Source organism: Bacillus sp. JZ34 (assembly GCF_053903205.1).
This window is the reverse complement of sequence record NZ_CP096403.1, coordinates 2,139,788-2,165,468: the sequence shown is the minus strand read 5'-3', so window position 1 is coordinate 2,165,468 and position 25,681 is coordinate 2,139,788. Positions and strand designations below refer to the sequence as shown.

General features: G+C 45.3%; 27 protein-coding genes and 1 pseudogene. 5 read left to right on the top strand and 23 right to left on the bottom strand.

Annotated elements, in window-relative coordinates; genetic code table 11:
- Nucleotides 1-166: 166 nt before the first annotated feature.
- Nucleotides 167-1,624 (top strand): annotated as a pseudogene (locus tag M1D90_RS11080) (MDR family MFS transporter).
- A gap of 4 nt (nt 1,625-1,628) precedes the next feature.
- On the opposite strand, the gene M1D90_RS11075 reads toward M1D90_RS11080, so the two are convergent.
- The 7 genes from M1D90_RS11075 to abc-f all read right to left on the bottom strand — a co-directional run bounded on the left by M1D90_RS11075 (nt 1,629) and on the right by abc-f (nt 9,778).
- Nucleotides 1,629-2,726: a spore germination protein gene (locus tag M1D90_RS11075; protein WP_411202520.1), complete on the bottom strand. Its 1,098-nt coding sequence runs from the start codon at nt 2,724-2,726 to the stop codon at nt 1,629-1,631.
- Between the two features lie 39 nt (nt 2,727-2,765).
- Nucleotides 2,766-3,962, bottom strand: coding sequence for a Ger(x)C family spore germination protein (locus M1D90_RS11070; protein WP_128823660.1), 1,197 nt, complete (start codon nt 3,960-3,962; stop codon nt 2,766-2,768).
- Nucleotides 3,949-5,049 carry a spore germination protein gene (locus M1D90_RS11065; RefSeq protein WP_411202521.1) on the bottom strand — a complete coding sequence of 367 codons (1,101 nt, stop codon included), beginning with the start codon at nt 5,047-5,049 and terminating at the stop codon, nt 3,949-3,951. The genes M1D90_RS11070 and M1D90_RS11065 overlap by 14 nt, the downstream gene beginning before the upstream one ends.
- 30 nt (nt 5,050-5,079) lie before the next feature.
- Entirely contained in the window at nt 5,080-6,186 is a 1,107-nt protein-coding gene (locus M1D90_RS11060) for a spore germination protein (protein ID WP_396278674.1), read from the bottom strand.
- 22 nt (nt 6,187-6,208) lie between these two features.
- On the bottom strand, nt 6,209-7,777 hold the full coding sequence (locus tag M1D90_RS11055) for a spore germination protein (RefSeq protein WP_026579586.1): 1,569 nt from the start codon (nt 7,775-7,777) through the stop codon (nt 6,209-6,211).
- A 1-nt stretch (nt 7,778) separates the two neighbouring features.
- A complete protein-coding gene (locus M1D90_RS11050) occupies nt 7,779-7,904 on the bottom strand; it encodes a hypothetical protein (RefSeq protein ID WP_023855724.1) in 126 nt (41 codons plus the stop codon).
- A gap of 146 nt (nt 7,905-8,050) precedes the next feature.
- Nucleotides 8,051-9,778: a ribosomal protection-like ABC-F family protein gene (gene abc-f, locus M1D90_RS11045; protein ID WP_456283496.1), complete on the bottom strand. Its 1,728-nt coding sequence runs from the start codon at nt 9,776-9,778 to the stop codon at nt 8,051-8,053.
- 464 nt (nt 9,779-10,242) lie between these two features.
- Here abc-f and tlpB point away from each other — a divergent pair, with 464 nt between their 5' ends.
- Entirely contained in the window at nt 10,243-12,228 is a 1,986-nt protein-coding gene (gene tlpB, locus M1D90_RS11040) for a methyl-accepting chemotaxis protein TlpB (protein WP_149169598.1), read from the top strand.
- 44 nt (nt 12,229-12,272) lie between these two features.
- Here the strand turns inward: tlpB and csaA are convergent, their stop codons facing one another.
- Nucleotides 12,273-12,605 (bottom strand): chaperone CsaA, encoded by a 333-nt coding sequence (gene csaA, locus M1D90_RS11035; protein WP_020451742.1) that lies wholly within the window; start codon nt 12,603-12,605, stop codon nt 12,273-12,275.
- Nucleotides 12,606-12,827: 222 nt separating this feature from the next.
- Between csaA and M1D90_RS11030 the strand changes: the two genes are divergently transcribed.
- Nucleotides 12,828-14,156 carry a S8 family peptidase gene (locus M1D90_RS11030; protein WP_149169599.1) on the top strand — a complete coding sequence of 443 codons (1,329 nt, stop codon included), beginning with the start codon at nt 12,828-12,830 and terminating at the stop codon, nt 14,154-14,156.
- 50 nt (nt 14,157-14,206) lie between these two features.
- Here the strand turns inward: M1D90_RS11030 and M1D90_RS11025 are convergent, their stop codons facing one another.
- From M1D90_RS11025 to M1D90_RS11015, 3 genes are all read right to left on the bottom strand, one after another.
- Nucleotides 14,207-14,617, bottom strand: coding sequence for a DUF5367 family protein (locus M1D90_RS11025; RefSeq protein WP_026579583.1), 411 nt, complete (start codon nt 14,615-14,617; stop codon nt 14,207-14,209).
- A 6-nt stretch (nt 14,618-14,623) separates the two neighbouring features.
- A complete protein-coding gene (locus M1D90_RS11020; protein WP_023855718.1) occupies nt 14,624-15,223 on the bottom strand; it encodes a TetR/AcrR family transcriptional regulator in 600 nt (199 codons plus the stop codon).
- 100 nt (nt 15,224-15,323) lie between these two features.
- Complete coding sequence (locus tag M1D90_RS11015; protein ID WP_023855717.1) at nt 15,324-15,809, bottom strand: MarR family transcriptional regulator; 486 nt, start codon at nt 15,807-15,809, stop codon at nt 15,324-15,326.
- A 149-nt stretch (nt 15,810-15,958) separates the two neighbouring features.
- Here M1D90_RS11015 and yqeK point away from each other — a divergent pair, with 149 nt between their 5' ends.
- A complete protein-coding gene (gene yqeK / locus M1D90_RS11010) occupies nt 15,959-16,573 on the top strand; it encodes a bis(5'-nucleosyl)-tetraphosphatase (symmetrical) YqeK (protein WP_023855716.1) in 615 nt (204 codons plus the stop codon).
- A 69-nt stretch (nt 16,574-16,642) separates the two neighbouring features.
- On the opposite strand, the gene M1D90_RS11005 is transcribed toward yqeK, so the two are convergent.
- The 10 genes from M1D90_RS11005 to M1D90_RS10960 all read right to left on the bottom strand — a co-directional run bounded on the left by M1D90_RS11005 (nt 16,643) and on the right by M1D90_RS10960 (nt 23,683).
- Nucleotides 16,643-17,128 (bottom strand): DinB family protein, encoded by a 486-nt coding sequence (locus M1D90_RS11005; RefSeq protein WP_023855715.1) that lies wholly within the window; start codon nt 17,126-17,128, stop codon nt 16,643-16,645.
- 30 nt (nt 17,129-17,158) lie between these two features.
- Nucleotides 17,159-18,805 carry a YndJ family protein gene (locus tag M1D90_RS11000; RefSeq protein WP_035338589.1) on the bottom strand — a complete coding sequence of 549 codons (1,647 nt, stop codon included), beginning with the start codon at nt 18,803-18,805 and terminating at the stop codon, nt 17,159-17,161.
- On the bottom strand, nt 18,802-19,419 hold the full coding sequence (locus M1D90_RS10995) for a DUF4166 domain-containing protein (protein ID WP_149169600.1): 618 nt from the start codon (nt 19,417-19,419) through the stop codon (nt 18,802-18,804). Before M1D90_RS10995 ends, M1D90_RS11000 begins: the two co-directional genes overlap by 4 nt.
- Nucleotide 19,420: 1 nt before the next feature.
- Nucleotides 19,421-20,320: a DoxX-like family protein gene (locus tag M1D90_RS10990; RefSeq protein WP_149169601.1), complete on the bottom strand. Its 900-nt coding sequence runs from the start codon at nt 20,318-20,320 to the stop codon at nt 19,421-19,423.
- 243 nt (nt 20,321-20,563) lie between these two features.
- Entirely contained in the window at nt 20,564-21,136 is a 573-nt protein-coding gene (locus M1D90_RS10985) for a TetR/AcrR family transcriptional regulator (protein ID WP_023855711.1), read from the bottom strand.
- Nucleotides 21,137-21,143: 7 nt separating this feature from the next.
- Complete coding sequence (locus M1D90_RS10980; protein WP_035338584.1) at nt 21,144-21,857, bottom strand: MBL fold metallo-hydrolase; 714 nt, start codon at nt 21,855-21,857, stop codon at nt 21,144-21,146.
- An 81-nt stretch (nt 21,858-21,938) separates the two neighbouring features.
- The gene (locus M1D90_RS10975) at nt 21,939-22,412 is read right to left on the bottom strand and encodes a GyrI-like domain-containing protein (protein ID WP_023855709.1); all 474 of its coding nucleotides are present in this window, start codon (nt 22,410-22,412) and stop codon (nt 21,939-21,941) included.
- On the bottom strand, nt 22,409-22,546 hold the full coding sequence (locus M1D90_RS10970; protein ID WP_456283494.1) for a zinc ribbon domain-containing protein: 138 nt from the start codon (nt 22,544-22,546) through the stop codon (nt 22,409-22,411). Before M1D90_RS10970 ends, M1D90_RS10975 begins: the two co-directional genes overlap by 4 nt.
- A 40-nt stretch (nt 22,547-22,586) precedes the next feature.
- Nucleotides 22,587-22,694 (bottom strand): zinc ribbon domain-containing protein, encoded by a 108-nt coding sequence (locus tag M1D90_RS10965; protein ID WP_456283452.1) that lies wholly within the window; start codon nt 22,692-22,694, stop codon nt 22,587-22,589.
- Between the two features lie 53 nt (nt 22,695-22,747).
- On the bottom strand, nt 22,748-23,683 hold the full coding sequence (locus tag M1D90_RS10960; protein ID WP_095323695.1) for a helix-turn-helix transcriptional regulator: 936 nt from the start codon (nt 23,681-23,683) through the stop codon (nt 22,748-22,750).
- A 272-nt stretch (nt 23,684-23,955) separates the two neighbouring features.
- On the opposite strand from M1D90_RS10960, the gene M1D90_RS10955 reads away from it, so the two are divergent.
- On the top strand, nt 23,956-24,372 hold the full coding sequence (locus M1D90_RS10955; protein WP_020451757.1) for a hypothetical protein: 417 nt from the start codon (nt 23,956-23,958) through the stop codon (nt 24,370-24,372).
- A gap of 40 nt (nt 24,373-24,412) precedes the next feature.
- Here the strand turns inward: M1D90_RS10955 and czrA are convergent, their stop codons facing one another.
- Both czrA and M1D90_RS10945 read right to left on the bottom strand, forming a co-directional pair.
- Nucleotides 24,413-24,745 carry a Zn(II)-responsive metalloregulatory transcriptional repressor CzrA gene (gene czrA / locus M1D90_RS10950; protein ID WP_003182557.1) on the bottom strand — a complete coding sequence of 111 codons (333 nt, stop codon included), beginning with the start codon at nt 24,743-24,745 and terminating at the stop codon, nt 24,413-24,415.
- Nucleotides 24,746-24,830: 85 nt separating this feature from the next.
- Entirely contained in the window at nt 24,831-25,655 is an 825-nt protein-coding gene (locus tag M1D90_RS10945; protein ID WP_149169602.1) for a hypothetical protein, read from the bottom strand.
- Between the last annotated feature and the right edge of the window lie 26 nt (nt 25,656-25,681).

The window sequence follows — 25,681 nt, the reverse complement described above, 5'->3', positions numbered from 1 at the left end:
CAGCTAAGATATTTATTTCCTGATATAAATGATCATAACAGGATGAAGCGTCCATGCCAAACGCTGCTTTAGAACGAATTTATTTAAAGGAGAATAGATTGATTTGTCACAAACTCAAAATCAAAAATTAGGATTTGTTGTAGCAGGGCTTTTGCTTGCTATTTTGATGGCTTCGATGGACAATACCATCGTTGTCACGGCAATGGGAACAATTGTCGGCGATCTTGGCGGACTCGACAGCTTTGTCTGGGTTGTATCTGCCTTTATGGTCGCTGAAATGGCCGGCATGCCGATATTCGGCAAGCTGTCGGATATGTATGGAAGAAAACGTTTTTTTCTTTTTGGCAGCATCGTGTTCATGGCGGGATCAGCATTGTGCGGAACGGCTACAACCATTGAGCAGCTCAGCATTTACCGCGCGATCCAAGGAATTGGCGGAGGCGCGCTCATTCCGATTGCTTTTACCATCATTTTTGATATTTTCCCGCTGGAAAAACGCGGTAAGATCACTGGACTTTTCGGCGCTGTTTTTGGCCTTTCGAGCATTTTCGGACCGCTCATCGGCGCCTATGTCACTGACTACATCAGCTGGCACTGGATTTTTTATATGAATCTGCCGCTCGGTATGGTTTCTTTTGTTTTCATTCTTCTATTTTACAAAGAAACGAAACAGCATGAAAAGCATCGCATTGATTGGCTAGGGGCGATCACGCTCGTAGGAGCGGTCGTCTGCCTCATGTTTGCGTTGGAGCTCGGCGGCGAGAAATACGCCTAGGATTCGAATGTCATCCTTACACTTTTCGGAAGTGCAGCCGTCTTATTGGTTTGCTTCCTCATGATCGAACGTAAGGCCAGTGAACCGATCATTTCGTTTCATATGTTTAAAAACCGGCTGTTTGCCGGCAGCACGCTTGTCGCTTTATTTTACGGCGGGACATTTATTTCAGCTACCATCCAGATTCCGATCTTTGTTCAGGGTGTTTACGGAGATTCTGCGACAAACTCCGGGCTTGTTCTTTTGCCGATGATGCTCGGCTCTGTCGTATCAGCCCAGCTTGGCGGATTCTTAACGACAAAAATGAGCTACCGGAACATTATGCTCATCTCCGGACTGGTTCTCGTCAGCGGGTTTTCTTTATTAAGCACGCTTAACATTGACACTCCGCGTTTATTATTAACCATTTATATGATTGTTGTCGGCTTGGGAGTCGGTTTTTCTTTCTCTGTATTAAGCATGGCGGCTATCCATCATTTCGGCCCGGAACAGCGCGGCTCAGCGACTTCTACGAGCAACTTTATGCGCTCTCTCGGCATGACGATCGGCGCCAGTATGTTCGGCATGATTCAAAAAAACCAATTTTCAGAACAGATGGAAGATATGTTTAAAAGCACAGGCGCTTCAAATCTCGCCTCACCGAATGATGCCAACCAGATTTTGTCTAGTGCCCGGGCATCAATGCCACCGGATATTTTAAATCACATCACCGAGGCGCTGTCACATTCGATTGTTCATACGTTTACTTGGGCAATTTTCCCCGCAGCGGCCGCCTTTTTGCTCGTGTTTTTCATGCCGAATGACAGGGTGAAACCGAGAGCTAAGAAGCAAGTGAACAAAGCGGGCTGAACATCTAGCTTTGCAAAGGTTTCTTTTTCCTCATTTTCGAAATCAATAAAAGCGGAACCGGCACAATGCCGAATAAAACCACCGCAATGTAGCTGATCATGTTGCCGAGAGAAAAAACGCCATCGAGGTTTTTGGGCGTCATCGCGATAACATACATCACCGGAAGCAGACCGAACATAATCGGTCTGCTCTTTTTTTTGAAAATTTGCGACAGCCCCAGCGATGCGGCGTAAAATGAGACGGAAAAAGTCGCAAACAACTGCATAATCCAGATGACAAGGAGCAGCGATTCAAAACGTTCAAATATTAAGCCGGGCATTTCAAAACTGCGGATGAGATCAAGCGTCGGCCATGTCAACGCGGTTACCCCGTCGACTGACAGCCCTCCGATCACGAATACGACCGTCGTTAAGTAAAAGAGTATCGCAATGCCGATTCCCATGACAACGACTTTGACACCATCTTTCGGCTTTTTCATAAACGCCAAAAGAAACATCATTACTTCTGCGCTGATAAATGAAAGCATTGTCGCTTTTGTCCCCTTTAATGCCGGCATGATGCCTTCCCCGAGGACTGGCCGCAGGTTATCCAGTTCGAATATGCCAAAACTCATAAATACGACGGTTAAAAAGAAAAGGATTGTAATCGGAAAAATGATTTCAAATAAACGGGCAAGCGATCCCATACCGTCTTTTATCGAATAAAATCCGACCCACATCATCGACATGACGATCGCCCAAATCGGTGTTTGCTGCAGCAAAAAAAAGGTGATGACTTCTGCCATAATTCTTGCTTCAAAAGCCGCAATCATCACAAAATGCTCAATAAACAGTAGGCTGATCACAATACTGAGCCACTTTCCGACAATGTTTTCCCCATATTGAAAAAATGTTTGCCCGGGATAATCCTGGCTTAATTTTGTCATCACCACTCCGGCTGCCATTGTGATAATTCCGCCTAATAGGACGGAAATCCATACATCCGGCGTACCGGCTTCTTCTGCAGCGGTTCTTGGCAAGGTGAGAATCCCGGCAGCCATAATATAACTGACTAAGACAATAATGGCCTGAGAAGTCGTAATTTTATCTTCGGAACGGATCATTGCGTATTTCTCCGCCTTTCGTGATTAGAAGTGCTTCTGTTACTGATCCCCAACGGTACCGTATTCTTTAATCGTGATTTGCACATGAAATGTAATCGGTATATCGGTAAAGGTCTCATCCCAATTTTTCTTTAGTTTTTCCCAAAGCCTCGGATGCTTGATCCTCAGCTCGTTCCCGAATCCGGCAAGATCTGCTTTGTATTCGGTTTTCATTTTTTTTGTAATGTCCTCCATCGTTTTTTTCACCGTTTTCTCGGTTGTTTTTTCGACCTTTTCTAAAAATTTGTTATCAAAAGCTTTTTCATTCGTGCTCCAGTTTTCCGCAAGATAACCATCTGACTTTACGTTCACTTCAAAAGAAAGACGGTTTCCTTTGACGATAGGCTTGATGTCGCTTTTAATCGTTTCGACACCAAATGCGGTCACTTTTTTTTCTTCCGGGTCATAACTTTTAACCGTGCCTCCAATTCCCATTCCGGTGATCCACATTACCCCTTCTAAGTCATGTTCATCCAAATAACCGATCAGCTTATTGGTTTTTCCGTTGATCGCGGCTGCTCCTGCATATTTGACTTCCCCATCGGTACCAATAACATTTTGAAGCAGATAGCTCGTTCCTGACCTCATTTTGCCTGTCAGTTTGGCAAGTGTCACAGGAGGAAGAATTTTTTTCGCTTTATATTCATTTTCGACGATTTTGCGCAGTCGAAACGCCGGCATTTCACCGGTTTCCTTCAGCTCAAGCGTGTCTCTCGCCCGCCCTCTTGTGACGATCACCATACTGCTCGGCCTGATTTCATTATCGCGGAGAGGCTGATCAAGCAGTTCTGCCAGCGAATAGGTGCGGAGAAGCTCAGCGGCGATGACAATCACCTTTAAATGAGGACTGAATACAGGCCTGTCCTGTCTCAATGCTACTTCAGAGTTAATTTGCTGAAGCGAGTCCCCCGTTCCATAAACGTTAATATACGATTTTTGATCAGTGCTTCCTCCGGTCGATTTTGAACCGGCCGCCTGTTCGTTCACGTATTGATAGATCATCGTGATCCGATCTTTTTTCGGGTAATTACCTCCCATTTCGTCAAATTTTTTTTCGAGTTCGGTTTCTTTGCCTTTGTCAATCCCCATCGCAAATGTAAGACCCAGCTCTTCAATTTCATGGCTGCTCCAGCATCCGGTTAATAAAAACAAAAGTAAAGCAATCGTTAAGTAGCGAATGGTGTTAATTTTTTTCAAACTTTCTCCTCCTTACTTTCGATATCACCAAAAGCATGAGCGGGATGAGCCCGACTAAAAAGATGGCGCTGTTGCCGATCAGATCTCCCATTTGAAAGAGCTGGTCGATATTTTTAGGCGTCATCGCAATGAGATAAATGACCGGAAGCAAGCCGAATAATATCGGTTCCATCCTCCTCTTCAAGAGTTGTGACAGACCTATAGCAGCAGCAAAATAGCTGATCGTAAAATTGGAGAATATTTGCATGATCCAGATGACCAGCAGCATGGACTCAAACCGTTCAAAAATCAGCCCCGGCATTTCAAAGCTTCTCATTAAATCAATCGTCGGCCAGGTCCGTGATGTCACTCCATCGACCGACAGTGCACCGATGACCATAATAACGGTGATCATATAAAAGATAATCGGGAAAGAAATGCCCATTAAAGTAGCTTTTAACGCTTGCTCGGGCTTTCTCATAAAAGGAACGATGATCAGCAGAACTTCTATGCCTGTATAAGCAAAAGACGTTGTCTTGACTCCTTGCATCACCGGCACGATCCCTTTCCCGAGAACCGGACGCAAATTGTCGGTCTCGAATATGCTTGCACTCATAAATATGACGACAAGAAAAATGAGAACTGTAATCGGAAAAATGATTTCATAAAGTCGGGCAATCGGATTGATACCGCCGATTATTAAATAGATCCCGCTCCATAAAAAAACCATCGCCATTGCCCAAAGCGGCGTGTCTTCCAGTAAGTAAAATCCCATAACCTCTGTAACAGAGCGGACTTGGAAACTTGACGTTGCGAGAAAATAGCAAATCAAAAGCAGGCTGAAAAGCCCTCCCGGCCACTTGCCAATAATATCGCGGCTGTATTGATATAACGTTTTTTCGGGGTACTCCATGCTTAATTTCACCATGATGAAACCTGCCAATAGAGCAATCAATCCTCCAAATGCAACAGACAGCCAGACATCCGGCGTATTAACCGCTTCCACAGATGTCCGCGGCAGTGTCAAGATACCAGTTCCCAGCAGAAAATTCGTGATGACGATGACGGTTTGCGAAACGGTAATTTTGTCTTGCTGACTCACCATCATGGAGAAATCCCCCCTTTCCTTTTTCAATCATCAGCCTCTGTCAGTTCCTTGTTTCCTCCTTTTTATTTTTGAAATCACCAGCAGGACGAGCGGTGTCATGCCGCCTAAATAAACGCCGCTGTTTCCAATAAAGTCTCCGAATGCAAACATGTTGTTGATATTTTTCGGGATCATGGCCATGAGATAAATCACCGGAAGTAAAGCAAACAGCATCGGCCGAATATTTGTTTTAAAGAGCTGGGCCAGGCCTAATGCTGCACCATAAAAAGAAATGACAAAGGTGGAGAACAGCTGCATGATCCAGATGACCAGCAGCAAAGACTCAAACCGTTCAAATATCAGACCGGGTATTTCAAAGCTTCTCATCAAATCAATCGTCGGCCAGGTTCGTGATACCACCCCGTCTATAGACAGGGCGCCGATTACCATAACGACGGTGATCATATAGAAAAGCAAAGGGATGGCGATCCCGATCACAACCGTATGAATGGCCTTGCGAGGCTGATACATGAAGGGCATCAGGATCAAAATGATTTCAATACCTGAAAAAGACAATGCGGTCACCTTTATTCCTTTTAAGACAGGCCCTATTCCCTTGCCAAGTACAGGACGCAAGTTGTCCGCATCAAAAATTCCGATACCCATAAACACGACCAGCAGAAAAAGAATAAATGTAATGGGGAGCACGATTTGGAACAATCGGGCGATCGAACTTAAACCGCCAACGATCAAGTATAATCCCACCCATAAAAAAATCATGACAATGGCCCAGCGGGGGGTTCCTTCCAGTAAAAAAAAGCGGATGATTTCAAGCATCGAGCGGACCTGAAAACCGGAATGGGCCAATAGATAAGATACGAAAAACAAGCTGATCAGGCTGCCGATCCATTTGCCGATGATGTCCTGACTGTATTCATAAAAGGTTTTATCAGGATATTGATGGTTGAGCTTTACCATGATGACCGCGGCCAAGAGAGCGACTAGGCCGCCTAATATAAGCGTGATCCAAACATCAGGGGTTCCGACCTCGTCAACAGACGTTCGCGGGAGCGTCAGGATCCCTGTCCCAAGCAGGAAATTGGTGATGATAACAGCTGTTTGCGAAGTGGTAATGCGCTCTTCGTGCCTGACCATCATAAGTGTCTCCCTCCTTTCTCTGCTACTGACGTGTCGAATCGTCTGTTTTTAGCAACTTCGGCCGCTTTTTCATCAACTGTATCGGCATGCGAACGATGAAATCTTTCCAATCTTGCAAACGATAAGGGACAGCCGGGCTTGCGTATGGAACACCAAAGCTTTTCAGCTTCACCGCGTGGCTGGCAAGCATGAGGAAAAACATAATCACCCCGTACAAACCGAACGTGGCTGCACAAAACATCGCCACAAATCTCAACATGCGCAGCGAAATACCGGCGCTGTATTGCGGAATGGCGAATGAAGAAATCGCGGTAACGGCGACAACAATGACCATAATCGGGCTGACAATGCCTGCCTGCACGGCAGCCTCCCCGATGATGATACCGCCGACGATTCCCATCGCCGGACCGATTGGTTTTGGCAGCCGGAGGCCGGCTTCGCGCAAAATTTCGATCGCCACTTCCATAATGAGCGCTTCGATCAGCGATGGAAAAGGTACACCCACTCTCGTTCCGGTAATGGAAATCGCAAGTTCACTCGGAATCAGCCCGGGATGAAACGAAATAAAGGAAATATATAAAGCGGGTCCAAGAAGCGAGATCATCGCTGCGCCAATTCGCATGATGCGGATCAGTGAACTCGGGAGCCAGCGTTCATAATAATCCTCGGGCGATTGCAGGAGCATACTGAATGTAACCGGAACGATTAAAACAAAAGGCGTCCCGTCCAATAAGATGGCCACTCTGCCCTCCATTAACGCACTCATCACCCTGTCAAGACGTTCAGTGCTTTGCACCTGCGGAAATGGACTGAGATAATTGTCTTCGATCAGCTGTTCGACAAAACCTGATTCGAGCACATCATCGATATCAATCTTTTCGATTCTTTTTTTGACTTCTTCCACCAGTCCTGGTTCAGCCACGTCTTTAATATAGGCGACGACAAGATTTTTGACAGCTCGCTTCCCAACTTGAAATTGAACCATAGACAGATTTTGATTTTTGCCGTGCTGCCTCAAAAGGGCTGTATTTGTGCCAATCGTTTCCGTAAAGCCGATGCGCGCCCCTCTGACCAAGGATTCAGATACGGGCTCTTCAATGTTCCTTGTATTTTTTTTAACGGTTCCCAGCAATAAAACTTCCGCTGAACCGTCGATCAGCAGTATGGCCGTACCCATCAACACTTCCGGCACCACTTCGCTGACATGCTTTGCCACTGATACTCCGCTGATTGATAAAATCTGCTTTTGGATTAAGTCCGGTATATTGCTGCTTAATGAAGAAAGCTCAATGTTATATTCTTTGGAGAAATCATCCATAAGGGATTTCATAATATGTTTGTCAATCAGGTCTTGATCTGCAAGCATTTCAACAAAAACAATCGCCGCCCGGATGCCGGTGCGCCCTAAGTTGAATTCTCGGAAATGAACGTCTGAGTTATTCTCCAAGGCTGTTTTGACCGCTTGCAGGTCGTGATCAAAATCGCCGGTCAAATACCCCGTTGATTCCAAAGCCGGCACTTCATTTTTAGGTTTTTCCGGCTTGTTGGACGACTGTATCAATCTGCGCGTTTTTGCTTTCCACCATCTCATATCAATCATCCCCTGCCGTACGAAGCCACAGAAATACTTTTGATATGGCAAACGGGACGAAAAAAACAAAAAAAGCCTGCATCAGGACCATCCAGTCCGGAAAATAGGAAACAATCGTTTTCCACATGTTGATCACCCTTTTTTATTGCTGTAGTAAGTCCATCATTTTTATCCTATTATTACCTTGGATGCCATCTCTAATGGGTGGTAATTTAAACCACGTCAAACAAAAAAGAACCATCTGTGTTAAAAAACACAAATGGTTCTTTCCATTTATTCTTTTTCTAAAAACGTCCGTTTGCGTTTGGCCAGCTCTGAAAATTCCTGATCCAATTCATGATATCGCGGGTCTTGGGGTGTGAGTCCGGCTAATTCTCCGAGAACGGCGGTCATCCGATTTTCGATACGAAGCCGTTCCTCTTCATCGCGTTTTGCATGTCGCTGTTTCTTTCTGCTCCGATAATCTTTCAATCCGGTTTCGACGCGGATGATGCGCCCATTTTCAAATACGAGAAGTTTGTTACACAATTGATCTGTAAAATACAGGTCATGCGACACAATGATGATCGTGCCTTGAAACTCAAGCAATGTCTGTTCAAGCTGCTCTCTGCTTGGCAAATCAAGGTGGTTGGTCGGTTCATCCAGAATCAGCAGATCATAATCCTTTAAAATCATACCTGCCAGTTTAATCCGGGTCCGCTCCCCGAGGCTGAATGTCCCGATTTCATTATGAAAGCGATTTTCTTTGATTCCCATATTGGCCAAAATGGTCCGCGCATTTGCGATTTCGGCTCTGTCAGACAAATTCAGTACTTCAGCAACTGTTTGATCAACGCTTAAATCACTGACATCCTGGCTTAAATATGCGGCCTTTACAGATCGGCTCTTCCATAGCGTTCCGGCTGTTGCAGGTTCAGCATCCAACATCATCTTCACAAGGGTCGTTTTGCCGCAGCCATTGTCTCCGATAAGCCCTATTCTCTCGCCATGTTTGACATAAAAATGGCTGTCTTTGAATAAGGTGCGTCCGTCAAACGCTTTTGTCAGGCCTTTCGCTTCGATAATCCGCTTGCCCCTTTTTTCTCCCGATGAAAATTGAAAATTGACAGATTCTGCTTCTTGTGGCTTTTCCGCTTTGTTTTTTTCAAGTTCCTGTTCAAGGCGTCTAAGCTTTGATTTGACTTGGTTATCGAGCTTTTTGGCTTTTACCCGGTGGTATTCTTTAAAGCCCAGCTGCCTTCGTTCTGACCGTGATCCCTGTTTTGTTGAGTCACGGTGGGCTTTCTGTGACCAATTTTGGAGCGTTGCAATCTGTGACTCGATTCTTTCTTTTTGCTTTTGCTGGACTTCATATTGGTGCAGACGTTCTTCATATAACCGTTTTTTCTCCTGCCTGTATGCACTATAGTTTCCTTGATAAGTGTGCAACTTCCCATCTTCCAGCTCAAGTATTTTGGAAACGGATTGATCCAAGAAATAACGGTCATGAGAAATAATCAATACAGCCCCTCGATATTGTTGCAGTTCTTCAAGGAGCCAGCTGATTCCTTTTAAATCCAAGTGATTGGTGGGCTCATCTAAGATGAGGAGGTCAGGCATCGTTTTCCAGACGTGCGCCAGCGCAAGCTTTAGTTTTTCTCCCCCGCTCAAATGACTGAGCCGCTCGGAATTCCAGCTTTGGACCTTTGATAAGCCAAGACGGCTGGTCAACTGATATAATTTCCCGCCCTCATCGTCTGTTAATATGCTGTTGAAGTCATGAACGGAGTACTCAATCGACTGGAGCAGATAGCCGATTTTAAGCGTCCGGTCTGTTTGAACAGTGCCTTTGTCAGCTTTTATATGACCGCTCAATATATTTGCGAGCGTTGTTTTCCCCGCTCCATTGTATCCGACCAACCCAATCCGCTCTTGATTGGAAATGTCAAAATCGATGTTTTTTAAAATCGTTTGCTCTCCAAAGCTTTTTTGCAAACCTCTTATTTTCATTAAGATCGTCATACCGTTCACCTCTGTTTTTATTTTGGCTGACAACAAAAAACCTCTCGCGGAAACCCGGAGAGGATATCATGCCAAAATATGCACCGTGAAAGCGGTATGAACCGATCCCATTTCTTTGCACGACAAAAAACATGCAAATTTCAGAAATTGATGCAAGGTATAAAAGGGCATACTCATCCTATTCTCCAAGTTTCCGTTTTTTCATATTAAAAAAAACGATGGAAAATAAGATTACTGCTTCATGTCCCCTATACCTATTCCTTTCACTGTATTTACCGATTAGTATATAAACGAAGGTAAACTTTGTCAACAGTTATGCAGCCCTTTTTTCAGCCAATCCCGAAAACTGTTGCCTTCGCCTTAGTTGAGCATTTTATTTTGAAGTCTAAATTTTAAAATTTGATGCAAAAGTGTGAAAATTGTCCGATATTAATCTCGTAACCTATAAAAAGGAGTTTTGGCGAATGAAAAAAATAGTAAATTGGATCAAGCATCCATCTCTTTCCAAAAGATTAGCGGTCTCATTTTTATTGATTTTAACACTCCCTGTTTTAATCCTTTCAGGTGTTTCCTATTATACGGCGGGAAGTTCGATTGAAGATGAAATCATGAGAAGCGCAAGAAACAGCGTGGATCAATTAAACGAAACGATCGATCAAAATATCGAAAAAAAAGCGGATGCTATTACATATTTCAGTGAAGTGATCAAAGAAAAAACATACAAGGATAAAGGCCAGACTTCGTTAAGACAACAGTTTGAACAATACGCCAGACAAAATAAAGATGTAGAAGCCGTGTTCACAGGCTCTGCAGACGGTGTCTACGTGCAGCATCCTTATACGAAAATGCCTGACGGCTATAATCCCGCGGAAAGGCCATGGTTCCAAGAAGCGGTTGAGAAAAAAGGCGAAATCATCGTCACTGATCCATACACCTCTGCCGCTACCGGCAACACGGTCATTACCATCGCCAAGCAGAATGAAGACGGGTCAGGCGTCGCGGCGCTCAGCTTGAATATCGATGAGCTGATTAAAGCGACAAATGATGTCAAAGTCGGAAAAGACGGCTTTGCTTTTATCTCAAGTGCATCTAAAAAATATATCGCCCATCCGAAGATTAAAGCCGGAACTGAAGGTGAAGGCAGTTGGGTTGACCAAGTTTACGGCAAAGAAAAAGGTGAATTCAAATATACTTTTGAAGGAAAAGAAAAGCAAATGGCGTTTGCAACAAACAAACTGACAGGCTGGAAAATTGCCGGGACAATGTTTTCCGATGAGATAACAAACGCCACAAAGCCCGTCTTTTATATGGCTCTTATCGTCTTTTCAGGGGCTTTGGTGCTAGGCGGAATTCTCATTTTCTTTATCATCCGCGCGATCAGCAAACCATTGAATCAGCTCGTTCAATCTGCAAAAAACATCAGCAGCGGCGACTTGACACAGCAAATTAAAGTGCGTTCAAATGACGAATTCGGGCAGCTCGGCACAAGCTTCAATGATATGGCGGAATCGCTCCGCACACTGATCGGCACCATTCAGGAATCGGTTGAGAATGTCGCCTCATCTTCAGAGCAGTTGACAGCAAGCGCGGAACAGACGAGCCAAGCGACAGAACATATTACTTCTGCGATCGAACAGTTCTCTAACGGGGCCGAAAGCCAGAATGAAAAAGTCGAAACCAGCTCGCAGCAGCTCAGCCAAATGAATGAACATCTGAGCGAAATGACCGAAGTGTCGGAATCGATTACTGAATCATCGATCAAATCGACAGAAATCGCCGAAACCGGCGGAGAACTCGTTCAGAAAACGGTCGGCCAGATGAACTCCATCGATCGATCTGTCAAACAAGCTGAGAGCGTCGTCAAAGGTCTCGAAGGCAAATCGAAAGATATCACATCAATTCTCAGGGTCATTAATGGAATTGCCGATCAAACGAATCTATTGGCATTGAACGCTGCGATTGAAGCGGCCCGCGCCGGCGAGTCAGGCAGAGGCTTTTCCGTCGTCGCCGAAGAAGTTCGAAAGCTTGCTGCCCAATCAGCGGAATCGGCAAAAGAAATCGAAGCGCTGATTCAGGAAATCGTCAAAGAAATCGAACATTCTCTCAAGATGTTTCAATCAGTCAACCATGAAGTCCAATCCGGACTCAAAATTACCGAGAAAACAGAAACGAGCTTTCACGAAATCAGCGGCATGACGAATGAGATCGCCGGCAAGCTGCAAACGCTCAATGCAGCGGTCGAACAATTGTCGAAAGGCTCAGAGGAAGTCTCCGGTGCCGTTCAGGAAATCGCCGATGTTTCAAGGGAAAGCACAGCTGGAATACAAGATATTGCGGCATCAGCGGAAGAACAGCTGGCTTCAATGGAAGAAATCAGTACGTCTTCTGCCACACTTGAACAAATGGCGGAAGATCTGCGAGATTTAACGAAAAAATTCAAGGTGAAATAAAAAAAGAGGCTTCCTTCTGGTAGAGGGAGCCTCTCTTTTATGTATCAGCTGATCTTCGTTCCATTGGGCGCTTCTTGATCAGGCGCCAGCAAAATAACGTCGCCTTTTTCCGGCACGCCGCCAAGAACGAGAACTTCCGATTTAAACCCGGCAATCCGCCGCGGCGGAAAATTGACGACTGCCGTCACCTGCCGGCCTATAAGCTTTTCAGGTGTATAACGCTTTGTGATTTGAGCGCTCGAACGTTTGACGCCAATCTCTTCTCCAAAATCGATCTCAAGCTTAATAGCCGGCACTTTCGCTTCAGGAAACTCTTCCGCTTTTAAAATTGTCCCAATCCGAATATCCAGCTCTAAAAAATCTTCGATTGTTGCCATGAATTCAGCTCCTTTGGCCGCTTTCTAGAGGGTGATATTGACATGACTAGAATATCATGTATTTTGGCTCGTTTAAACCCTGGACTTCCGTTGCCACTTTCAGAAGCGAATGGGAAACAGGCCTCTTTTGCCGCCGTTTTAGGACAGCCAACTTTACGGGCCCCCCCTTTCATTCATAGATTAAGAGGAAGAATAAACTATAAGAGATGAGGTGGAACTAGGATGTTCGGTTCCTATATGGTTCAAATGGTAAGGTCCAACGCCCATAAACTGGACCGGCCGCTGAGAGAAAGCGTGCTGAAACTCTATAAACCTTTTAAATGGACCCCTTGCTTTTTACACGGATTTTTCGAAAAAATATTAATGAAGAACAAAAAAATACCGGTCATTATTGAATTTGAAAAAGACAGCCACCATAAAGGCTATCAATTAGTCAATGAAATGATCGGCAGCAAGAGAAGAAACAAAATCAAGCATCGCTTTTCCAACATTAGCTGCTGCAGCGCGGAAGTCACCCCTTCTTCTTTGCAATCGCTTCTATCTCAATGCGATGACATTCGCAAAATTTATTTAAATCGCAAAGTGAAAGCGCTCCTCGACGTAGCGGTTGAATCAAGCCGTGCCAAAGAGGTGATCAGAAACAACCAGACGCTGACAGGCAAAGGTGTCACAATCGCTGTCATTGATACGGGCATATACCCTCACAAAGATCTTGAAGGCAGGATCAGGGCTTTTCAAGACTTTGTCAACCAAAGGACAGAACCGTATGATGACAATGGCCATGGCACACACTGCGCCGGCGATGCTTGCGGAAACGGTGCTGCCTCATCGGGTCAGTACCGGGGGCCTGCTCCTGAAGCGGAACTTGTCGGTGTAAAAGTATTGGACAAAATGGGATCCGGCACGCTGGAAACTGTCATTCAAGGGATCGATTGGTGCATTCAATTCAATGAGGAAAACCCTGATGATCCGATCGACATTCTTTCAATGTCATTGGGGGCAGATGCGTTACGCTACGAGAATGAGGAAGAAGATCCGGTCGTTAAAGCTGTTCATGCAGCATGGGACGCAGGCATTGTTGTATGTGCGGCAGCCGGAAATTCCGGTCCTGATGCGCAAACGATTGCCAGCCCGGGCGTCAGCAGCAAGATTATTACAGTCGGAGCTTTGGATGACCGGGATACAGTCAGCCGGGAGGATGATGATGTTGCCTCTTATTCAAGCAGAGGGCCGACGATCTACGGTCAAGTTAAACCGGACTTGCTGGGACCGGGCACAAATATTACATCGCTTCGTTCACCTGGATCTTTCCTCGATAAGATGCAAAAAGCAAACAGAGTCGGCACAGATTATATGATATTATCCGGAACCTCGATGGCCACGCCGATCTGCGCAGGCATTGCAGCCCTTATTCTTCAGCAAGCCCCAGGGACAGGACCTGATGAAATCAAACAACTGTTAATAGACGGAACCGATTTATGGAAAGATCGCGATCCAAATGTTTACGGTGCGGGATACATTAATGCAGAACAATCGGTTCCGCAAGATTAAAGACCGTTCGCCCGCTTTGGCATAAAGCGGGCGAATCTTACATAAAAGATTTAAACCGCAGACCTTCTTTTTTCAAGTATGAGCGGTATCGTCAAATACATAGCATACGCGAAGACCATCCAAACCGCAAATCCAATCACCTGGCCCTTTGAAAGCGCCGGGAAGATCAATGAATGATGCCATAAAGAAAATGTGTCGAGAAACAAACCGACTGCCGACCCTACAATGCCAAACTTAACCGCAGCAAACCTCGATTTGTCAACTCGCCGGTAAGCGAGGATCACGGCATATAGTAGGGCAAAAGTTCCGGCTTCAAGAAGCAAAAAGCGGAGCATAAAAGAATCTTGGCCGGGTTCGGCAAGAACCGCACTGCCGAACAGCATAAAAAACACGGTGGCGCCAAGCCAGACAACGAACGAAAAAACAAGAGCCAAACCGAGTTTTTCAGTTAACATCTCCATCTCCCTTTACTCCCCTCCATGCTGTTTTACGGCGGTTTCCGTCAGCATCTGCAGCACCGCCTCTAATTCCCCGTAGACTTTTTCAGAGGAAAATCCCGAAGACATCAGCGACTGAAGAGCAAGACCGTCGATTAGTGCGTTTAAAAGAATGCCCCACGTGCTGAAAGAAACCCCGTCAACAGGAGAACGCTTCCACATCTCGGAAAGCTGTTCTGCCAACACCGTATTTTCCTCTTCGAGAAGTTCTCCAAGCTGCTCGTTTATCTTTTCATTTCGAAAACCTAAAACGGCCAATTCTAAAAAAAGCTGATGGTAATACGCATCTTTCCGTGTTCTTGATTTCGCCGATGACAATCCGTCTTTTATCCTTTCGGCAGCGGGTCTATCATTTGCTTTCAACCGTTCCCACGACGCGCGGCAAAGGTCGCGGACCACTTCAAACACAAGCTGCTCTTTTGTCCGGAAATGATAGTAAACCGTTCCCTGTGTCACCTTTGCTTCTTCAGCAACCGCCTTTAACGTCAGTTTGTCCAGACCCTGTCCGGCAATGCGGCGCTTAGCTGCCTCAATCAACGTTTCTTTTGAAGTCACATTCGGCCTCGCCATTCACTTCACCTCTTAGTTATCTGAATAACTAACTCATTAATTCAACTATAATCTGGAAGGGGTTTCTTGTCAATCGCTCATTCAAGTTAACATAATATTGTTATTGTTTCCTATCCGTTTCTGTCATAAGTGTCAGACCTTGAAGAAATTTCAAAATAGCTCCCTGTTCTGCTGTTGAAAACGAATCGAGAAACCTCTGAAACTGTTCCGCTTTTTGCTGATGGAGCTTTTCATGAAGTTCATACACTTGTTTTCCGCTGGGCGTCAGCCTGAAGTATATCTCTTTTTTATTATCCGTCAATTGAAACCGTTTAATGAGGCCTTCTTTCAGCAGCTTTGAACTGATTTTTGTAATATTTGCTTTTGACAAATTCATTTTTTTGGCGATGCCTGTATTATTAATCGGTTCATCATGACCGATACAGCTGATGACATGGATGGTCGTCATATTCCCCGGGAGCCGTTTAACATCAGATTCTGCCGCCTGCTTTAAAAATGCCTTGAGATCAGTATCCGCTTTTTGTTCGTTCAGGTGCAGGAGTTTAACATACATATCATAGATCAGCTGTTTTGTCAGTTCAGACATAGTCAATGGACAGTCCCTTCTTTTTATTTTCCGGTTAACAAAATATTTTAATGGTATGTTTTAGGATTTGTCAATGTTATGATAAGGTAAAATCAGATAACGAATGTGTTTTGTTTATCATGAAACAACCTCAAAAAGGAGAATCTCTGATGAATATTGAAGGAATAGAGATGGAAGTTCGTTGCACAGGTGATGTATGTTCAGATGCCCTTGAATTTTTGAGACGCCATAACCACGAAAAAACAGCCGAACATTCGATAAGAGTGAAAAAAGCGGCGGAAGAATTGGCAAAGCGTTTTCATGTTCCTGCACAAAAAGCGGGAATAGCCGGTATTATGCATGACATCAGCGGTGTCATCCCTAATGAAAAAAGAATTGCGGCTGCTGAGGCGCTCGGTATTGATATTCTGCCCGAAGAACGGATATTTCCGATGATTATCCATCAAAAACTGTCGAAAGTGATGGCGCGGGACCTGTTTCAGGTGGCGGATCAAGATATTTTAGATGCAATAGAATGCCATACAACGCTTAAAAAAAATCCCTCCCAGCTCGACCTTGTCCTGTTTTCAGCGGACAAAATAGAATGGGATCAGACAGGGACTCCGCCTTATATCAAGGAGCTTTGTGAAGCACTTGAAATTTCTCTGGAGCACGGGGCGTTTGTTTATATTCAGTATTTGTGGAAACAAAAAGATAAACTGAAAGTTGTCCATCCCTGGCTAAAAGACGCCTATTATCACCTGAAAGCAATAATCGAAGCTTGACCCAGGCAAAATGAACTGCGGCTTAGGGTGGGTGACCGCCTTAAGCCGCCATCTTGCCTGACAACACCGTTAGTTGACGCCTTTTGAAGGGTCCCACGATTTCTGCTGTTTTCGGATCGTGACGATTTGTCCCAGATGGTAAGCGTTATGAAGAATGAGAAGGGACAAAATCTCCGCCCAGGTGGAATGCGCATCATGCTGGGCCGGCTCCTTCAGCATCTTCTCTTCGCATGCCGAAAGCGCATCGATCCATTCGTTATAGATCGTATTCAGTTCCTGCCGGCTTTCTTCCCAGCCCAGTCCGCTTTTGTTTACAAACGTATCATCGATCGTATAATCAAAAGCCGGAACGGGAATTCCTTTAAACCACTTTAAATAGCGCTCGTTGTAAAAAATCAAATGGTTGGCAATTTCTAAAATCGAATTTTCCGAACCTTCCCCTTTTTGCCTTGCCTGGCTTTCCGTAAGATCAGCGGAAGCCGTTTGAAAACAAACAAACCAAGTCGTTTCGTTAAAGCATGCTTTAAACTGTTCAAGCAAAATGTTTTTTAGCATAAATACCCTCCAGTTCGATTCGATTTTTGCCTAGCTTTCTTTTGCTATTTTCGCCCTATTGACGGCAGAATCCTTTTTTTCAATATGATATTGAATGTCGAGAAACCGTATGCCGAACAGCCACATGCAGTGATGAGCGCAGAGCCTCTTTCGTCCCTGCTCTTTGATGATAAAGCGTTCGGCAAGCGGCAGTTTAAACGTACCTGTTCCGGTCGAAAGGAAAATGCCTTCATCACCCCGGTCAGATCGTTTGTCACTGCTCGTCAAAATCAGGCAGCCGTCCTCTGCTTTCGGCTTTAAAATGCCTGTCATATTGGAAAACGGCAATGGCAGTGCAATATTCATATATGTGATGTCATCATGGGTATGAGCAGAATAAAGCGCCACGAACACAGTCTCGCCTTCCTCGTTCGTTCTGACCCAGGCGCGCACATTCTTCCTGCCGTCTTTGGCTGAATCAACACCGATAATCTCGCCCTCCATCGTTTGCCGCCCGGTCTTTGTCCCCAAATGAATTTGCCCTGTCATTTTTGAAATCAGCTGATACATGTGCGCAAGCGGCTTAAACCATGGACGCCAGGCGATCTCCGCTGTTAACGAATAATCGGCAGTATGCTCATAGAAATCGAGAATGAGAGGAGAAACCGTCTCAAGCTGAAATCCGTTTCTCTGAAATGCGCTCATATCATCGGCAAGACCTTGGTAAGACGAATCGCTTTGTAATCGGTGCCGTTGTAAAAAATCGGCTCCGATTCTCCATGACCCGTAAATGTTGCTCATCATTTCGCCTTGCCTCCTTTCACAGTCCGGCTCAGGAGATTCAAGACGCCAGCCGGTCAGCGCTGGAATAATGACGCCAAAAGCGTTGACAAGCCCGTGAATCCAAATCATTTCCTGAATTGTAAAAGTCGGCCGGCCGCGATAAACACCGTAAGAGTAAATAAGTGAAAAAGCAATGGTAATCATCAATGTAAAAGACGAAAAGATCACAAAGCGGCGAGCCGCGCTGTTTTTGAAGGCCGCGATCGAGACGAGAAAGCCGCTGCCGTATATGGCCGCCAAATACAGCGCAACGGCGAAGACATCAATGGTTTTCGAAAACGATATGCCGACCGCAATGAAAAGCGGAGACAGCATGATGAGCCATGTCACCGCTGTATAAAAAAGGCCTTTCTTTTTCAGCTTCCTTCCGAGCATTCCATTAAAAATCGGAATGAGAAATGCAGAATAATGAAAATGCACCGCTGTCAGCAGCACGATCAGCGGGCTGAAATCCATGACCTGGAGATTCAGCGTATAAGCAAAAAGCCAACCCCCTCCGAAAGGAAGGTAAAGCAGACCGCTGTCAATCGATGCCTCTTCAAGGCCCTTTCCTCCTCTTTCCCAGAGACGAAGGACGCCGTATAAGGCGATCATCCCCGTATAGCATAGCCAAATCGCTGAAAAAAGCGGGGAATGGAACAACAGGGATAACGAAGCCGCACAAGCCGCATAAGGAAAGCACGCGCTGATCAGCCGAAACATTCCGTTTTCATGCTGAGTAAGATCGAGTGCGGCCGGAACAAAAAATAGCATCGCTAATAAAAGCAGCGCCTCTGCTGGCGGGATGTCCGGCGCTTTGCCGGCGAAAAAAACCGCATAGCAAAGAACGCTTACAAAAAAGCGGCGGAATTTCATGCTATCTCCTCCTCCCTGTTAAACGTTCCTCTGTAGGCAAACAGCGTTCCGAACAGCGGATTTTTCACATGAACATCAATCGTAAAACAGCCTTTTTCTTCGTCATACGATTCATTCACCCTGGAAATACCGTATAAACACTTTACAAGGGGCAGCTTTTTACTGAATAAAGGCAGCCATTGTCTGACAGAAGTAATCGACAGTGATCCGTCAGCTTCCGCCTTAAACCGCAGGCTTGAAATTAAGATTGGCGGATGTCCGAAATAGTCGATAATTTCTCCCCGGCTTTCATCATAGATCATGACAGCATCAAAATACCTTTGTTTATCACGAAAAAAGAAAGTCCTGTTCCAAACGGCTGCCGGTGTATCATTTTTCGTCAGCCGAATGTGATTTTCAATCGTGAACGGAATGTTCCTCCCTCTTTCGGGAAAAAAACAGCGGAAGACCGTTCCCGCTTTAAACAACAGCCTGATCCAGTACGAACCGCCGGATATTTCCGTCATCACTCCTTTTCCTCTGAACGCGCTTTCTTGGGTGAGGTGATACCGTTCCTTGAGTTTTGGGTGAAGAAGGTGAAAATCCTCGATCACCCGTTCATACATCGAAACCAAATCAACGCCTCTTTCTGATCGTATTACCCGCGTGTGGAATGCCGCAAGCGCTCACATAGCCGACAACGGACAAGATGATAAGCGCGGCATTAAGCACGACCGGGTTAAAAGGTTGGGCAAAAGATGCGAGATCCGCCATTCCTGCAGATACCGAAAGCAGCACAAGCAGGGCGATATGCAAAAGAAACCACTTCCTTTTCCGACCTGGATAAAGCCATAACACGCCGACCATCACCTCGGCCATGCCGATCAGTTTCAGGAGCATTTCGGGATGAAAACGGCCGCCCGTGAAAGTCGAAAGCATGCTGATTTCCTCAGGATGAACCATCATGAGCTTTGGCACAAGCCCCTGGTAAATCCAGACGAAAGAAAACAGCAGACAAACGAGCCAATAGATCAATGTTTTTTGAAAAAGCAGCCTTGGATGGTGTCCTTTTTCAAGCCAGATCTTCAGCGCAGCAAAGCTCCAGGCCGTCGCCCAGCCGATGAGCGGCCTGAATGCCTTATCTGCAAGCCGGCCCAGCCTCCCGTAACGGGTGTCATAATCGTATTGTGTCATAAACGTGATCCCGGTTTCGCTTTCGCTGTATTTCCAATATCCTCGGCCTTCGCGAATGACAGAAAGCGGGTGGTTTGTAGCGAACTTGAGTGACGAGACTCTGTCTCCCGTGTCTTGATATACGTTTCCGACAGACACTCCTGTACCGGAAATTTTTAAACCGAAGCCGATTCTCGTTTCGTATAAAAACCTTTGCGGTTCACCCGGTCTGCGCTTTAAATAGGTAATGTCCGTAAATCGCAAGTCCCATTGCCGATGGAGGGCAGGATCTTGAGTATAGCGCCATAGCTGCTCCATATCTGTCTGGATAGATATTTCTACGTAAATCGGAGTTTTTTTCATTGCGCACGCCCTTTTGTGAATATATTCACAATAACAGCATAACATGGAACACATCATGTGTGAACCAATTTTTGCATATCCAGTCTCTCTTTGCCGACATAAAAAAATCCTCGGCTGTTAGGCCAAGGCAATTAATGGCTGGTTAAGCCTTCTCATACCTATGACTCAAAAAATGGAAGAGCCATACGACAATCATACTAAATTTTCGAAAAAATGTAAACAATTAAGGAAAAATTCCCTTGTTTATTCGGTCTGATAGATAGCGATGCCTTTTAGGAAGGCACGGATTGTCAGATCAAAACTTTCTTCCACATCATAAGGAAGACCGAACGCATCGTGTTGCCTGAGTGTTGCAAATCCATGCATGATGCTTCTCAAGCCTCTGACCGCATGGATCGCGGAGTCATTGTCTAAATGATAGTCTTTCAGAACGGAAAGCACCAAGGCGAGGATTCTGTCTCCTGCTTCGTCAAGCCGTTCATCTTCATCAGGCATTGCAATAAAAGTTGCTTCATAAAGCCCCGGCCTGTTTTTGGCAAAAGTGACATAGGCGTGAGCCATTCTGCTGACAGCCTGATCCTCTTCGGCTCCCTGGACAGCAGAAGCCATGTTTTCATAAAGTATCGTCAAGCCGTAAAGTGCGAGTTCTTTCCGTAAGTCGTTCAATCCTTTTATATGATTGTACAGAGACGGAGATTTGACATTCAGCCTTTTGGAAAGAGAAGCAAGCGTCACTTCATGAATGCCTTCCTCATCAGCCAGAAATGCCGCAGCTTCCAATACTGCTTCTTTATTCAAACCGATTCGTGGAGACACGATTTCTTCATCCTTTCCTGTTCAATTTGATATGTGCTTCGTTCACCGCTTTTGTCATCGCTTGAACCGGATCATGGACAAGATTGCCGTGGCCGGCGGCAAGCGCCTTCGGTTTTAAATCTAACAGCTTTTGCGCGCTTTCTAAAGCGATTTCTTTGTCCCACGTGGCCAAAGCCGGAAAAGGAAATGAAAGCTTTAAATGTCCTGATACCGTCATGCCGCTTCGCGTATGGTACGCGTCACCGACTATGAGAAGTCCGCTTCTTTCATCCAAAAACGAAATGCTGCCAGGCGTATGCCCGGGTGATGAAACAGTCAGCAATGAACCGATCCTGTCTCCTTCCTTTAAAAGGATATCAGGATTTGTCTTGATGTTTTTCGGAACGCCTCCTTTGATTGTTCCGCGCTCCCCTTCCAGCATCTTTGTATCACCTTTTAACAGACGTGCATCCCGTTCAGATATGGACACTTTCACACCGGGAAGGCTGTAGTACAGCGCGTCAAGCGAACCGACATGGTCGCTGTGGGCATGGGTCAGCAAAATCCGTTTAATCGGCTTACGGAGATGATCCGCAGCCTTTAAAATCCCTGTTTTGCTGATCGGAATCCCTGTATCAATTAATGTAAGGCCGTCTTCTTCATCTGCTAAATAACAGTTGACAGGAAATAGGCGCGGAAAAAAAGTCAGCTGGTAGACCGATTCAAATCGGGTAATCCTCATCGCTTTCACCTCTTCGATCAAAATAAAAAACTAATACCGTTAGTTTTCATTTTAAAACTAATGGCATTAGTTTTGCAAGCATTATTTTTTTCGATCGACAGCAACATAGATGACAACTTGGGCATTTTCGGGATTTTCTGCTTGTTCATCATAAACTTCAAAATCTCCGGTATAAGTACGAAGATTTTTTTCATCCCATGTCCAAATCTCTTGCCAAGTTTCAAACACGACCTCCGCGATCCTCCCCCGCTTTGAAACAAAAACGGCATATTCGGATGCAGGGAGCGAAATGAGATTGGCCGTTTTTTCTTGCTGATCAACGAACGTTCCGATTGAAAATGTATATGTCCCGTGTTCGTCCGTCTCATAATCTGAATAAAGTGCGATCGTGTCTCTCCTAATGTCCTGGCGTTCAGTATGCGGAAATTTTTCGCGATATAAACTCCACATGGAAGGAATTTTACCTTTTTCAGATACTTCATCCCGGTTGCTTGTCACGGTCGATATCCCGCTGAATAACTTTGCCTTCTGTTTTTCGAAATGAGAAAAGCTCATCTTCTCTGCCCGCCTTTCGTTTGCGTATCCGACGCCCACCGTTTTAAATGAGGGAGCGTCCGCTCCAAGAGCGATCTCGCTTCGGCCTCGGTTTTTCCCTCTTCTTTTATATAAGGAACACAGATGTCAATCATCTCTTTCAATGTCGCATCCGGATGTGTATATGCTCCGTTTTCATAGCAGTAAAATACAGTAGTCGCGATTCTTCCCCCCGTCTTTTTCTGTGCCGAAAAGTTCGCTTGTCATCGGCATGCCGCAGCTTTGGCAAACATGATGTTCCATGTTTCATTCCTCCTTTTTCTTCATCATACAAAAAGAAACCTGACAGCATCGTGTCAGGTTTCGTATAAATGTACAATTTGATTAGCCAAATTTTTTATTTTTTGACGGATGCGGGGAGGTGTGAGAACTTCAATATGTGTTCCAAATTGGAGGAGAAATCCGTACAGCCATTGATCTTCCGGATAAGAAACGGTTGCCACGCATTGTCCGTTTTCATAAGTGAGAGCTTCTGAGCCAAACCATTCTCTCGCCAAAGACTCTCCCGACGGTTTAATGAGAAGGGTCAACTCGGTCATATTGTCCGGTTTGTACCATGATGTTTCCCAAGGAAGTGAAGACAGATCAACTTCCTTTCTTTCAAACTTTTCTTCAAGCATCTTCACGTCTTTCATACGCAACAGTTTAAAGAAGCGAAACGCCTGTCTCTTTAGGCAAAACGCATATAAATACCAGTGCCTTCCCTTTAGGACGAGGGTATGTGGCTCAGCTTTCCTTGTTCCGGTTTGCCCCTCTCTGTTCACGTATGTAAAGGAGACCGCCCGCGTGCTGTCTGCCGCTTCATCCAACAAACGGATCTTTTCTTTGATGACAGGACTTTCTCCCCAGGAAGAGATGTCAACAAACCATTTTTCCGTTTTCTTGCGGAATTCCGGCATTTCTTCTTCGGAAACGAGAAACCGGATTTTTTCAAGGGCAGAACCGTGATGAAGGACTTCATACGTCGAAGAAACGCTTTCCAAAGCCGTAGTAATGGCAGCCAGTTCGTCTGCAGAAAGCAGTTTATTTTCGAGCCGAAACCGCTCCATGATGCTGATCCCGCCTCCCGCTCCCTGTAAGGTAACAATCGGAATGCCCGCCTGGTTGATCGCCTCGATATCCCGGTAAATCGTTCTGACAGAGACTTCGAACATGCCGGCAAGCTCCTTTGCCTGCACTTGGCGTTTATTAATCAATAAAATCACGATGGCCAATAGCCGGTCAATTTTCACCGCAGATCCCTCACATTCATCTTACGCTGTCAATTTTCATTTCTAAAGCACACACCATTTTGGAATATCATGACAAAAAAGGGGATCTCATCACCCAATTATTTAGAAAATCACTTTTCCTGTTACGATTTATACAGTTTGGACATATACTCCTTAAAAAAGGAGGTTTTAAAAACATCATATATTATTTTTTACAGTTTTTCGCCATTGTGTCCTTCGTCTATATCAAGTTCAAACGCTCAGTCGGCTATCAGCCTCTAAAGCCGGCACGCATGCTGTTCCGGATCATCCTCTTTTCGGGAATTTTCGTTTTTCTGCTGACGATGAGCGCACTTCACCCTTTATCATACTTCTATGATCTGATTGGGATCGCGCTCGGACTCATCTTGACCGCCTATGCGCTGAAGCATGTGTCAATTGAAAATCGGGACGGCATCCTTTATTTCAGAACGCATTTATGGATTGAATTGATCGTACTTTTGTTATTTTTATACCGGTTTCTTTACCGGATCGCCGAGATCGGCCAGCTCCAGACTGCGGTTTCAAACGGGGGTTCAGCAGCGTACGGCGCCCTTTTTGCGCAGGACCCGGCCACGATGATCGGTTTTTTTGTACTGGCCGTTTATTATGTCGGTTTCTCTTTTTTTGTTTTAAAAAAAGGAAGAAACGAAGAAAAACGCTCAGCGTAAAAGGCAAACTCGGGATGTGGAGTTTGCCTTTTCATAAGCTTTAGTCATGCTGTGTATGATCGATCATCTGCTGAAGTACATCGAGGACATGCTGGTCTTCCGGAGAATAAAAAATGGAAGTCCCTGCCCTTCTTGATTTAACGAGACGAAGATTTTTTAAAAACCTGAGCTGGTGCGAAACGGTTGACTGCAGCAGACTCAGCTTCTCTGCTATTTCATTGACCGAATGTTCGCCTTGTGAGAGCAGGTGAAGAATTTTGATTCTCGTAGGGTCTGAGAGCGCTTTAAACGTCTGTGAAACGAGAAATAAAGTTTCTTCATCTAACTCGGCCCGCACCTGTTTTTCTGTTGTTTCCTGATTGTGCTCACTCATGCTTTTCACCTTTTCCGCGCAACTTTTACCTTCATATCATATACCAAAACATACCGGTTGAAAAGTTTTATAGCCAGGGAACAGATCAAGTCGAAAACAGCGTTCCCAGAAGCGCTTCTGCATACCTTGCGGCTGACAGCTGTACACGTTCTCCGGCATGGTTTTCCACAGAGCGGCGAAAAGCGCCGTACAGCCGGTTGAATGGAACATTTTTTAATTGATCAGCTATTTGCTCCACTTTGCCGGCAGGAAGAGGAATCAAATTTGGATAGCTGTACATAAAACTCACCCATCTGCGATCTTGAACGACTTGGATAATGTCTCCTGAAAGGAGGATTCCCTTGCCTCCGTTTCCGTTTGCCCAATGGCAGACCGCTCCCCCTTTAAAATGGCCGCCAAGCCTGTGCAAGGTCAACCCGCTTGACAGCTTGAGGGAATCGCCGGACCAAAACACAATCCGGCTGCTCGGCCGCTGCACCCATTGTTTGTCATCTTCATGAATGTAGATCGGAGCATCAAACATTTCAGCCCATTCCGTTTGTGCAGCATAATAATGCGGATGTGATAAAGCGATCGCCTGGACTCCGCCCATCCGCTCGATATTCTCAATCGTCCGCTGATCCAGGTATGTGATACAATCCCACAGTAAGTTAAAACCGGGCTCCTGTATCAGGTATGCCGATTGACCGATGCCGAATTCGGGGGTTGTCGTCAAACTGTATAATCGCTCTTCTTCCAATGCGATTTCGTTTTGAAACCTTCCGCTTTGCTTCATTTCTTCCAGCGTTGTCCAAGCTTGCCCTGAATGATTGACATACTGTCTTTCTTCATTGCAAATAATGCATTCCGCCGGCTCTTTCGGAGCAGCGTCATATTGAACACCGCACGTCGTGCAAATATAATTAGTCAAAATTGCTCCTCCCCTTTCAAACTATA